Source organism: Chamaesiphon sp. GL140_3_metabinner_50 (genome assembly GCF_025361915.1).
Lineage (GTDB): Bacteria > Cyanobacteriota > Cyanobacteriia > Cyanobacteriales > Chamaesiphonaceae > Chamaesiphon.
On the sequence record NZ_JANYJC010000353.1, the window covers coordinates 1 to 12,188 of the forward strand.

8 protein-coding genes and 1 pseudogene are annotated in these 12,188 nt (G+C 45.7%); 4 read left to right on the forward strand and 5 right to left on the reverse strand.

Features of this window, described 5'->3' with window-relative positions; genetic code table 11:
- Both Q0R35_RS17290 and Q0R35_RS17295 read right to left on the reverse strand, forming a co-directional pair.
- On the reverse strand, positions 1-2,318 hold a 2,318-nt coding region (locus tag Q0R35_RS17290; protein ID WP_295621311.1), incomplete at its 3' end, for an ABC transporter transmembrane domain-containing protein.
- 45 nt (positions 2,319-2,363) lie between these two features.
- Positions 2,364-2,927 (reverse strand): helix-turn-helix domain-containing protein, encoded by a 564-nt coding sequence (locus Q0R35_RS17295; RefSeq protein WP_295621314.1) that lies wholly within the window; start codon positions 2,925-2,927, stop codon positions 2,364-2,366.
- 305 nt (positions 2,928-3,232) lie between these two features.
- On the opposite strand from Q0R35_RS17295, the gene Q0R35_RS17300 reads away from it, so the two are divergent.
- The 3 genes from Q0R35_RS17300 to Q0R35_RS17310 all read left to right on the forward strand — a co-directional run bounded on the left by Q0R35_RS17300 (position 3,233) and on the right by Q0R35_RS17310 (position 6,016).
- Positions 3,233-4,513 (forward strand): phosphotransferase, encoded by a 1,281-nt coding sequence (locus Q0R35_RS17300; protein WP_295621317.1) that lies wholly within the window; start codon positions 3,233-3,235, stop codon positions 4,511-4,513.
- Positions 4,473-5,504: a T3SS effector HopA1 family protein gene (locus Q0R35_RS17305; protein WP_295621320.1), complete on the forward strand. Its 1,032-nt coding sequence runs from the start codon at positions 4,473-4,475 to the stop codon at positions 5,502-5,504. The genes Q0R35_RS17300 and Q0R35_RS17305 overlap by 41 nt, the downstream gene beginning before the upstream one ends.
- A 275-nt stretch (positions 5,505-5,779) precedes the next feature.
- Positions 5,780-6,016: a hypothetical protein gene (locus Q0R35_RS17310; protein ID WP_295621323.1), complete on the forward strand. Its 237-nt coding sequence runs from the start codon at positions 5,780-5,782 to the stop codon at positions 6,014-6,016.
- Between the two features lie 223 nt (positions 6,017-6,239).
- Here Q0R35_RS17310 and Q0R35_RS17315 read toward each other — a convergent pair whose 3' ends face one another.
- Entirely contained in the window at positions 6,240-6,992 is a 753-nt protein-coding gene (locus Q0R35_RS17315) for a carbohydrate ABC transporter permease (protein WP_366944935.1), read from the reverse strand.
- Between the two features lie 254 nt (positions 6,993-7,246).
- Between Q0R35_RS17315 and Q0R35_RS17320 the strand changes: the two genes are divergently transcribed.
- A complete protein-coding gene (locus Q0R35_RS17320; protein WP_295621329.1) occupies positions 7,247-7,942 on the forward strand; it encodes an aldehyde oxygenase (deformylating) in 696 nt (231 codons plus the stop codon).
- 152 nt (positions 7,943-8,094) lie between these two features.
- On the opposite strand, the gene Q0R35_RS17325 is transcribed toward Q0R35_RS17320, so the two are convergent.
- Together Q0R35_RS17325 and Q0R35_RS17330 are read right to left on the reverse strand one after the other, a co-directional pair.
- Positions 8,095-11,790, reverse strand: a complete 3,696-nt coding sequence (locus tag Q0R35_RS17325) for an NB-ARC domain-containing protein (RefSeq protein ID WP_295621332.1) — start codon at positions 11,788-11,790, stop codon at positions 8,095-8,097.
- A gap of 166 nt (positions 11,791-11,956) precedes the next feature.
- Positions 11,957-12,188 (reverse strand): annotated as a pseudogene (locus Q0R35_RS17330) (magnesium chelatase); the annotation flags it as partial.

A 12,188-nucleotide genomic window follows, 5' to 3' on the forward strand; every position in this document is an offset into this window, starting at 1 on the left:
CCGCTAAATAAAAATGTATCTTGATCGACTACGCCGACTTGCGATCGCAAGGAATGTAATGAGATGCTGGTAAGGTCTTTACCATCGATTTCGATCGATCCATTTATGGGCTGATATAATCCTAGAATTAATTTTGAGAGGGTAGTTTTCCCCGATCCGCTACGTCCAACTAACGCGATGGTTTGTCCGGGTTTAATTTCAAAGTTGATATTTTCTAAGATATTAGTATCGGCATCTTTATTATATCTAAAGGTCACATTCTTGAATTTGACATAGCCTTTCAGTTTACCGATATCTTGCCGATGGGAGTCGCGATCTTCTTCTGGCTTGGCTTCGATGACATCGCACAATCGTTCGATCGCAATTCCCACTTCTTGAATTTTATTCCACAGTACTGCTAACCTTTGAAAGGGACTAATCACATTTGCTGACAGCATATTGAACGCAAATAGCTGGCCGATGGTGAATTCACCAGAAATAACTAGCGATGCACCGATCCAAATTAGCGCGGTACTACTAATGGTATTAATCGTCGAACTAATCATCTGGATTTGAATTCCCATAATTTGTCCGCGATAAGTTTGCTTGATTTCGCGATTGAGTCGTTCTTCCCAGCTCCATCGGACTGATTTTTCCACTGACATCGATTTGACCGTACGGACACCATTAAGGGCTTCAATTAAATAACTATTTTCGGCATTAGTCGCATTAAAGATTTCGCGCGACATTTTCTTGAGAAAGGGTGTCGAAGCAAAGGTGAGAATTAGAAATGGCGGAATCGAAATCAGCGTGACGAGGGCTAATTTCCAACTGTAGATAAACATCAGTGTTGCATAAACAAACACTGACATCAGATCGAGTAAAACGCCTAAAGACTGTCCGGTAATAAAGCTTTGAATTTTATGGTTTTCTTGAATTCGCGAAATAATATCACCGACATGACGAGAATCAAAATAGCTCAATGGCAAACTAAATACATGCCGAATGAACCCAATTATTAAAGCTGCATCGATCCGATTGGCTGTCTGTGCCATTAAATATTGTCGCAGCCCAGACATCGCAATTTGAAATCCGCCGAAAATTAGCAACCCGACCCCAAAAGCAGCTAAACTACTTTCAGACTTATGGACGATCGCCCGATCGAGAATTAATTGGGTAAAAATTGGCGATATCAGTCCAAAAATCTGTAAAACGATCGAAGCAATAAAGATTTCGATTACCGTCGTGCGATGCGGTATGACTAACTGGAATAACTGCCATAAGTCGGTAGACTTGCCCTCGGTTTTTTGAAGTGCGAGGGTAGGTTCCATTAATAAGCAAAAACCCGTCCACCCTTCGTTAAATTCCTGATATGTTAATTTACGCTGTCCGATCGCCGGATCGCCGATGATGATATATTGAGGTGCGATCTCAAATACCACCACATAATGATTGGCTTCCCAGTGAAGAATTGCTGGTAGTTTTTGAGTTGCCAATCGATCGAGACTTGCTTTAACGGGGCGACTATTAAAGCCCAAATTCTCGACAGCATTTGCCAAGCCTTTGAGCGATGCCCCGTCGCGATTGACATATGCCAATTCCCGCAGCCGATTGATATTAAAATCTCGCCCCCAATATCTACCTACCATCACCACGCACGCCGCACTACAATCGGAAGCACTATGCTGGGCGTAAAATGGGTAAGAATGGGTGACTTTCTGCCACCATTGCCCCACCTTTTGGCTGGGAGTAGGAAAATAAGCCTGCTTGAAGTGATTGCCTGTCGGCGCGGTTGGATGCTTGCTCTCGTTGGAAGCTGACAAGCTTACAGCAGGGGCTAACGGTGGTTTTGGCTGGAGTCCGAGTTTGGGGGCGTGCAGCGCGGAAGGTTCGAGTTCGCCCCTGAGAATTGCACCGAGATATTGCGCGCGTTCGCTCAGATGGCTGCGAATTGCCGGATATTTGCCCCACCAAGCCTCGATAACAGCTTTGGGGATAAATCCTACCAAAATTTCTACACCGCCCACTACCAGGGCAGCTTTCGCTAGGTAAGGACTAAAATCGGCATCGGGAAACAGGGTACTCGCACCAAAACTTTTACCGACAGTTAGCGTCGCGATGCGTTCGCCATGAAGGTCGAATAATCTGACTTTCCCCGCTAAAATAATGTAAATGCCCGATCGACCGTCGCTAGATTGCCAAAAACTCGTACCGGGGATAATTGTTAGTAACTCAGTCTGCACTTGAATTTCGCTCAGATCTGCGAGTGCAATTTCCGTTCCCAGCACTTGAGTTAATCGTTCGGTTGAGATCGTCACCAGCGAGGGATTTTCAATCATAAATTCAAGACAAATCGAAATCGAGATGATAGTTATCGGTGCCGACTAGCTACGGCTGCTTAAAGTTTGGCTCTCATCGTACAAATCGGCAATAATTAAATGTTCCGATCTGGAGATCCGATTTTGGAAAAAACTCACACCCTTATCTAAGTTATCTTCTGCTTTAATATCGCCAAGCAACCGATTGACATGTCTGGCACTTATGCTAATATTAAACTCCTGAGATAATTGCTTGCTCAACCACTGCCCAGTCCAGCGAGAAAATGCGTAGCCTAAATCTTTGGGGCTAGTATTTACTAATTCTTTAAGTCGATCTACATAGTCTGAAGTGACAGTTTTTGGGCGACCCATCGGTTGCATTCGCCAATTGTGAGCGGCACCAGATTTGGCGATCGAAATCCAGTATCTGGCAGTCAAGGGCGAACAATTTAACTGCCGACAAATTTGGGTCTGAGTCTTACCTTCATCGGCTAAGAGCATAATTTCAATCCGCTGTCGATACTCAGGAATTGTTTCTATTTTTAGGTGCTTTCCTAGTAGCTGGTGTTGAAAGTGGGTCAGGTATCGGCTAGATAATTGCTGCCGATCGAATCTATCGGTTTGAGTCATCATATTTCGGCTCAACTCTTAATTTCAATACATAGTACGCGATTTTTAATGGTGCGCTCCTTGTGCTTTACTATTTCTTAATTTTAAGATTAACAATCGTAAATATATCGATCGTCAGTTTGCCCATGCTTACTTAGATAAAATTTGTTTGGTCGATCGCAAAAATATATTTAAATCGATTATCATCAGCAATCGTGCTGAATATAGATCGGCAATATGACTTAAAAAAGCAAACTCGGTCGGTTACGCGTTAAGCTATTACTCATTTAATTTACGTTTCTTTTACTCGCGCCCATTTTCACTACATGCATCGAGCAAATAAAGGCTGGGAATCGACTTTCCAGACATCTGCTCGATCTAGTAAAACCTTTGTAGCCTCTCTAAGATCGATCGTGAAAATTATTTTAGATTCAGATAATGTCTTTGAATACCTCAACAATCTCAATTATTGTCAGATTGCCGATCGAGAAAATATCGAAGTTACACTCATACCTGCTAAAAACTTCAATCTACTATTAACATTTAGCGATGGTAGAACCCTATTAGTCAAACAAGAAAATCGAAATTATTGCGGGCAAACTAAAGGAGAATTTTGGGCGGCTTGGCAAATGCAGAAATTGATGTTATCTTTTCCAGATTTTGGCGATCGAACCAGACATTTCTTGCCAGAATTAATCTACTTTGACCCTACAAATTCAATTTTAATAGTTAATTATTTTGCGGATTACTGCGATTTATATCGATACTATGCTGACGAGAATCAATTTCCAACCGAAATTGCGATCGCGATCGGTAAATTGCTAGCTAGCATCCACAGTCAGACATTCGATCGAGAACAGTACCAGGAATTTTTAACACGATCGGTTCCCAATCGAGAGATCGATTTAGAACCTAGCTATGTTGACGATCCGATCCGTCGTCTCTCGCGAATTACCCCCGATATTTTTGCAATGATACCAATCGAGTGCCATCAGTTTTTCAAGCTTTATCAACGCTTTCCTAGTTTAACACAAGCGATTGCCGATCTTCGCCAATCGATCGCGCCGAGCTGTTTGATTCATAACGATCTTAAACTTAATAATCTGCTCTTAGATCTACAATGGCAACAACCAGGATCTCAGATGATTAAATTAATCGATTGGGAACGCGCTGCTTGGGGCGATCCGGCTTTCGATTTGGGCTGTTTATTGGGTAGTTATTTAGAAATTTGGTTGGATGGAATGGCGATTAGTAATACGCTGAGTATTAATGAGTCATTACAATTAGCAACTACGCCATTAGAACTACTTCAACCATCGATAGGCGCGCTCGTCGAGGCTTATCTAGACAGCTTTCCAGAAATTATCGCCGCTCGGATCGATTATCTCGATCGCGCGATTCAATTTACCGGGTTAGCTTTAATTCAACGGATTGAAATTAATATAGATGAGACTCGAACTTTTGGCAATCGAGGAATTATGATGCTCCAAATTGCCAAGCAATTGCTATGCGATCCAAAAGCATCAATAAATATATTATTCGGTACTAACTTCGATCGATCTAAATATGATGTCATTTACCAGTCAACTTCAAGAAATAGCCGCTAAAATTTCGATCGATCGAGATTTCATCATTCATCACCTAGATTATGCTCCCCTCCCGATTTCACCAGATGTGCTTGTCAAATTTAAACAACTTTCTACTCAATTACAATCAAAATTTACGATCGATCGACTTAGGAATTATTTGCACGACTTGTATTTCAAGCGCAGCTTACTAGATCTTCAGCAAATTGCTAGTGCAAACCTAGAAACAACAGCCATTAAGAATCAACTTATCGATGGCATCGATATTGACTTTTATCGACAACTGCAACAGAGCAATACCAGCCACGGCTATCGAGATCCCGACTGGCAAGTTATTGCCGAAACTGACGAGCGCGAATTAATCGTTGTTAAAGATGGATTGCACTTACATGTCTCTCGTCACAAACATTTACCCCCAGAGTGTAAGCAAGCAAATATTGGCGAGACGATCTCAATTTATCTACCGCACAATCTTGTCGAACGCGATACTTATCTATCGATCGGTAATTATGGTTTACCACATCAAGCTGCATCGGTTCAACTTTACTTTAATTTTACGCCCGATGCCGCAGTGGCGATCGTCCGAAAATTTACTAGTGAATTAAATCAATTGAAGATACCTTTCCAGTTTGCCATTCTCCACGATCCTGCTTTATTTTATCGCTGCGATTGCGGTACGCTGTGGCTCGACGTAGCTCATTATTCAATTTTACGATCGCTACTGGCCGAAATTTACCACGCCTACCAAACTGAATTTTCGCCTCAAGTGCCACTATTTACCAAGCTGCTAGCACCAGGATTGAGTATTGCCGAGGTACCAATCGCAGGGAGTTCGGTTGGGATGCAACGGTGCGAACTGCTTGCTACAGGCTTATTTACAGCCTGTCAAAGCGGACAAACAGCGGCTGACATGCTCGGTATCATCGAGCGCGTGCTGACGGAGGCTGGAGTCGATTTAGCGCAGCCACATCTCAATCCCGCTGGATGCGATTTTTATGATAAATTTGGCTAAAACTAACATCATTATGTCTCCTAAAATTAGCTAATACGAGTGTTTTGTCCGCCAAGAAGTACGGCAATGGTAGCGATCGAACTAGAATATACCTAAATTTAAGTAGTTGCCGATCGCTAGAGCCTAGATTTTATACATATCTTTATGTCTTTTCGATCGAGTCCACAGGGTTGTATCTCAATGGGCGATCGGAGATTATTGTCTGTGACCGAGATCGCTAGTCGAGGATGACTTGGTTAGCGATTCAAAACTTGTAATAAAGGAACGGCTCGAACATGGCTCTAATTGAAATCTCTAATTTAAAACCTGCTGGTAGCGAACTGTTTGCCAGTGAAGAAAGCTTTTTGACAGAACTCCAAGCAACCGATAGCAGCCAGATTTTTGGCGGTGGCGGAAACGGTTGCGGCGGCGGTAGTAATAAAGGCAGTAAGAAGGGCAGCAAGAAAAATAGTAAGGGTGGTGGATATGGTTGTCCTCCTCCTCCTTGCTATCCTTGTTATCCTAGTCACTAATCGATAACCACTCCATTATCGATTAATAGCTACACGTATAACCCCTAAGCTACCACTTGCAGAACGAGTAGCTTGGGGGTTATTCTTTCATTGCAGAAACTAAAGTTCGCCAAATTATGGAGATTTATAGCAACCGCCAAGGCGATTAGGACAGATAGTGCTTGCTACAAACCCGACTTTTTGGAAAAGTCGGGTTTGTGTCCTAACCGATATGGCGGCTATACTACTCCTTGACACCCGTGCCAGCAACTCCCTGAATAAATTGCTTTTGTCCGACTAGAAATAGTACCACGATCGGTACCGTCGCAATTCCGACTGCTGCCATCAGGAGTTGCCAACTATTGGTAAATTGCTCTTGAAATTCGGCTAAAGCTAGTTGTACCGTCCGCAATTCGGGACGAGTCGTAAAAATTAGCGGCTTAAATAAATCGTTCCATTCGCCGATAAATGCGAATAGAAACAGTGTCACCAGCGCAGAGCGAGATAATGGCAAGATAATGCGCCACAGTACTTGTAACCGCGTCGCGCCATCGAGCATTGCTGCTTGTTCGAGTTCGATGGGAATAGCCAGAAAAAATTGCCGCAGTAAAAAGATGCCAAACCCGCTCGCCGCAGTCGGCAGAATCAGACTGCTATAGGTATCGAGTAAATGTCCCCACTTGAGAATTAAGAAGATGGGGATGACTAATAGTTGAAAAGGAATGACAAGCGTTGCCAGTACTAACAGCAGTAAAGCTTCTCGTCCCCGAAATTTAAGTCGCGCCAGTGCGTAACCTGCCAATGCCGATGTAAAAATTTGAGCCGCAGTTACCGCTAATGCCACCAAAGTAGAATTTGCAAACGCCAAGATAAAGTTACCCTGCTGCCAAGCCGCCTGGTAGTTGGCAAAAGTGATGTGCGTCGGGATGCCAAAACCAGTGGCTGTAGCCCCAACGGGCGTAATTGAAGTGATAAAAACCACCACTAATGGAGCCATAATTAAGCCAGCACCAATCAGCAGCAGCAGCCAGTTGAGAATTTGCCACCAACGAAAATAGCTAGGATCGGATAACTTATGCACGGTTTTGGTCGGCGATCGGTTAAGATAGAAGGGTTTGAAGATAGTAATAAATCTTTAGATTACCTTGTAAAACATTACAATTGCTGTATGTGTTCGCGGTAAGGGTGCAGCCACCAATCGGTTGGGCGTAAAATTAAATATTATTCGGATACACAGGAGAAATCTAACTTATGGTGCAGATTGCAGCCAGTTTGGAACTTAACTTTACCAGCGAGACCTACAAAGATGCTTACAGTCGCATCAATGCAATTGTGATCGAAGGCGAACAGGAAGCCCATGAAAATTATATTACACTGGGCGGATTGTTGCCGGAGTCCCAGGACGAGCTAGTCAAGTTAGCCAAAATGGAGCAGCGTCACAAAAAGGGTTTTGAAGCCTGTGCGCGCAATCTTACGGTGACTCCAGACCTGGATTTTGCTAAAGAATTTTTTGCTAGACTGCACGAAAACTTTCAAGTTGCGGCGGCGGCGGGTAATGTAGTCACTTGTCTGCTGATTCAATCGCTAATTATCGAGTGTTTTGCGATCGCGGCTTATAATATCTACATTCCAGTTGCTGATGCTTTCGCGCGCAAGATTACCGAAGGTGTTGTTAAAGATGAGTATATGCATCTAAATTTTGGTGAAGTTTGGCTGCATGACAATTTTGAAACAGCCAAAACCGAATTGCAAACTGCCAACCGTCAAAATCTTCCCCTAGTGTGGAAGATGTTGAATAATGTCGCTAAAGATGCCAAGGTGCTAGGCATGGAAAAAGATGCCCTAATTGAAGATTTTATGATCGCCTACGGTGAGGCGTTGAATAATATCGGTTTCAATACTGGCGAAATTATGCGGATGTCTGCGTATGGCTTAATTGGTGCTTAGGATCTGTAAAATCCGGCAATCGTAGGGTGTGTTATCACGCAGCGTAACGCACCACTAGCTGGTACAAGACATTACCCACAAATTTTGAGTGTGAGAAGATAGAACAAAGAGTTCTGACGCTGGCTCCTTTGTCCCCCAGTCCCCCCTAAAATCTAACCCTGCGCCCCTAATGTTTTTAGATCGTTAATTTGCGCTTTTGTCAAGCCCTCGACACCAGCAATATTCATCCCCTCATAAGGACGACAGGCGCGACGGGTAGATCGTAGAGTGCCATCGGCTAGATCCCAAATTCGCACGGTTTCATCTTCACTCGCACTAGCCAAAAACCGACCGCAATCGCTGGCAGCGACCGACCACACCCAACTTTGATGTCCGAGCAACGTATCGGTACACAGTCCGGTTTCCATCGACCACACCTTAATTGTGCGATCGGAAGCACCGCTAAAGAGCCATTTACCATCGCGACTATAAGCGAGGGATAAAATCCAACCTTCGTGTCCGATGAGGGTATGACATAGTTCGCCAGTCTCGATATTCCATAGCAGAATTTGCCGATCGAGACCGCCGCTAGCCAGAATGGTACCACGCGGATCGAAAGCTACTGCGATCGCCCGATTGGTATGTTGGCAAAAAGTTCGGACTGGTTGAGAGTCGTGAAAATTCCAGAGTTTAATGGTACGGTCTTCGCTAGCACTAGCAATGAGATCGCGATCGGGATGATAAGCCAAACCGCCAATGCGATCGGTATGTCCGGTGCGAACGTGCAAACATCGCCACCGATGGGTATCCCAGATTCTGATGCTCAGATCGCTACCGCTACTGACTAAATATTTGCCATCAAAACTATAGACGATGGCGAGAATACTATCTGTATGTCCCCGCAAGATCTGGAGACAGGCGCAAGTTTTGGCATCCCAAATTCTAATCGTGAGATCGTCGCCACCGCTAGCAAACGTCACTCCTTGGGGGTCGTAGGCGACACAAATCGTCGATTTGGTATGCCCGGATAACTGGTGCAGACAAGTCGGGCAATCGCCCTCCCACACCCGAATCAGCGCATCGCGACTGGCAGCGATCGAGCTGGCTCCGTCAGGACTCCAGGCGACCGATTTAAACCAATTGGTATAACCATTAAACGCCTGCAAACACTTACCATCGCTAACTTGCCAAAATCGAATCGTCCGATCTTCCCCGCCGCTAGCCAGCAGATCTCCATGTGGGTGAAATGCTACCGACCACAACCGATCGTGATGTCCTTCCAATCGATGCAGACAATAACCGTCCCTCGTCCGCCACATCCGCAACAAGCCGCCCACTCCCGCACTGGCAAAATACGTCCCATCGGGACTAAACACCGCCGACCAAATCTCATCGCCATGTCCGGTCAACACCAGCCGACAAGATTCCTGCAGGGGTAACCCGTCCGTACCCTCAGAGACATCCCAGAGGCGCAGGGAGCCATCGAGACTGCTGCTGAGGAGTGTGTTGCCATCGGGATGATAATCGACGGTAGTAACAATATTTTCGTGCCCATGTAATACCCGATCGCACCGACCGCTGGCCACATCCCAGATCCGGATCGTCCCATCGGCACTGCTACTGGCAAATCGATCGCCATCCGGGTGAAATTTAACCATCATCGACCAATCTTGATGTCCCTCAAACTGACGGATACAATTACCCGTGTGGAGATCCCAATAATAAATAAGATTGTTAGCACTACCACTCGCCAAATAGCAACCGTCGGGACTAAAACTAAATCCGAGGGTATGAATACCATCGCCGATCGTTTTCACACAGCTACCATCTTGCAGATTCCAAAGTTTAATCCGACGATCGTCGCTAGAACTGGCTAGATAACGACTATCGGGACTAAATTGAATCGATCGCACCCAATTACTATGTCCCGAACAAGTTAATAAAAATTGACCATCGCGAACCGACCACAAGCGAATTTCGCCATTAGTATCGCTAGCCGCCAGCAGCTTACCATCTGGACTGTAAGCGATCGCCAGAATACTACTAAAAGTCTGGGTGAAAGCGCAATCGACCATCTGTGCGCTGGTAAAATTTACCCTCTTTAAATCGATATCGACTAAATATGCCTGCCGCACTACCATCGCCGAACAGTCTAAATCGGTCAAATCTTGCTTGAGATGCGTTAAAAAATTGAGGAGATTGCCTGCTAAATATCCCGGTTGGAGCGAATGGGAAACTTGCCAAGCAGTCAGCATCTGGCGTAAATGCTTGCCGATTTGGTGCGAGTTGCCGATCTGCGTCCGCAGCACTTCGATCGCGGGTTGGACGATCGTGCGTAATTGCGCCACTCTCAGATACTCTTTGGCATTTGCCTGGACGATCGCGTGAGTATCGAGTAAAAATGGTTGCGATCGGGCGATCTCGCTCCAGAGCTGTGCGACAAATTTGCCCGTCACATATTCCATTACCATCGGTTGCAAAGACCAATGCCGCTTCCCGCGTTGGCGAAGCTGTTCCCACGATGTAGTACTCGGTTCGGAACGAGCAAAGACCATACTGCGGCGATGCAAAGATTGTAAGGCACTCAGCAGATCGTCGCCCTGACGGTGTTGATTCCAAGCGGGGTGTAGCGATGCTGCTAAATCGCCGATCGACATTGGTTCTCGCCCGATTGCCAGCCAGTACATCACCTGTTGTTCTTCGGTAGTCAGGCGTTCCCACTGCTGTTGGAGCAAAATATAAATATCTGCAAATCCTAATTTGTGCGATCGCAAGTATGGGAAAATCTCACTCACATCGCCATCGGCGACTTCCTGCACCGTCGCCGCAATCAGTTGAAATGCTAGCGGGTTGCCACCGCAGTAACGAGCGATCTCCGCCCATTCTAACGGTGCGATCGGCAAACACCCCCGATCGGTAAAAATTTGTTGTCCGGCAGTCGCATCTAATCCTGGTAAAATTAAAGTCCTGACTTTGGCATGGATGCCTTCTAGGTGACTGATTTCGGTCGGTTTTTCCCGACTGGTTAGCAATAGACAGCTCTGATGATTCAGCCGCCCTAAAATGCTAAATAACTCGCCATAATCGGCATAGCCCGATCGATATTGTCCCGCCTGTGCGCCCGCCTGAAAGATTGATTCGGCATTATCTAAGACCATCAGACAGCGATGTTTCTGACAAATTTCTAACAATAATTCCAGTTGACTGGTAACCATCCTCGGCATTAGATCCGCCGATAACTGCCGAAAAATACCATTGCGATCGGGCTTCAACCCCAGAGAACTGGTTAAATTGCGAATTAGTTCTGGTAATAATTCCTTCAGCGGGAGCGGATTGAGTAAACTCCGCCACACGATACAACTAAATCGATCTGGATCGGGCCGTTCGGGATCGGCATTAATCGCCGCTTGAAAATGTTGAACCAGTTCTAAGGCGATCGTCGTTTTGCCCATCCCACCCATTCCCAGAATCGCGACTAATCGACAGCGATCTTGCAGCAGCCACCGTTGGAGCCGATCGCATTCTAGTTCGCGTCCATAAAATGCCGAAATGTCCATCGCTTCCCCCCAGTCGATTCCTGGGGAAACCGCACCGTCGATCGTCAATGCAGGCTTGACAACTGGCTCGAAAGATGTTAGCACTTCCCTAAAATTTCTTTTAGAAATCTTGGATTGAGTCGCGATCGATAGCATCCGCCACACCTGGGCACCAATGCACTTGAGGTAATTAGTCTCGTAACCAGCCGTTTTAGCCAGCTCTCGGTACGATCGACCCTGCCAAGCCGCCCGAAATACCATTTCTTGAGGCGGAGTCAGATACCCTGGAGCCAGCAATTCTTTGACGATCGCTTCAGCACGCTCTAATTCCATTTATTATCCTCTCCGCAACAAGTTTTACGTCGATGCTAATTAGGATAACCGATTGGAGAGTGGGGTGTGTGGGGTGTGTAGGGAGTGTGGGAGGTGTGGGGTGTGTGGGGAAGATAGATATTTATTTTCCCTATTCCCTTCTTCCCTAAAACCTAAAGCCTAAAGCCTAATCAATCGGAATTTCTTGCAACAACCGTTCGATCGATTGAGAGCCGCGCCGACTGCCGATCGTGAGAATGCGATGCGATAATACATAAATTGCCAGATCCTTGACATCATCGGGTAAGGCATAAGTACGCCCTTGCAACCATGCCCAGGCTTGTGTCGCACGGTAGAGTGCCACCGAACCGCGCGGGCTGACTCCCAGGCTAATTTCGCGATCGTGTCGCGTGGCGCGG

What these genes read in the sequence shown, in the direction of transcription:
- Q0R35_RS17320 (WP_295621329.1), top strand. Translation starts at nt 7,247, where the DNA reads ATGGTGCAGATTGCAGCCAGTTTGGAACTTAACTTTACCAGCGAGACC.
- Q0R35_RS17325 (WP_295621332.1), bottom strand. Translation starts at nt 11,790, where the DNA reads ATGGAATTAGAGCGTGCTGAAGCGATCGTCAAAGAATTGCTGGCTCCA.
- Q0R35_RS17300 (WP_295621317.1), top strand. Translation starts at nt 3,233, where the DNA reads ATGCATCGAGCAAATAAAGGCTGGGAATCGACTTTCCAGACATCTGCT.
- Q0R35_RS17305 (WP_295621320.1), top strand. Translation starts at nt 4,473, where the DNA reads ATGATGTCATTTACCAGTCAACTTCAAGAAATAGCCGCTAAAATTTCG.
- Q0R35_RS17310 (WP_295621323.1), top strand. Translation starts at nt 5,780, where the DNA reads ATGGCTCTAATTGAAATCTCTAATTTAAAACCTGCTGGTAGCGAACTG.
- Q0R35_RS17295 (WP_295621314.1), bottom strand. Translation starts at nt 2,927, where the DNA reads ATGACTCAAACCGATAGATTCGATCGGCAGCAATTATCTAGCCGATAC.
- Q0R35_RS17315 (WP_366944935.1), bottom strand. Translation starts at nt 6,992, where the DNA reads ATGGCTCCATTAGTGGTGGTTTTTATCACTTCAATTACGCCCGTTGGG.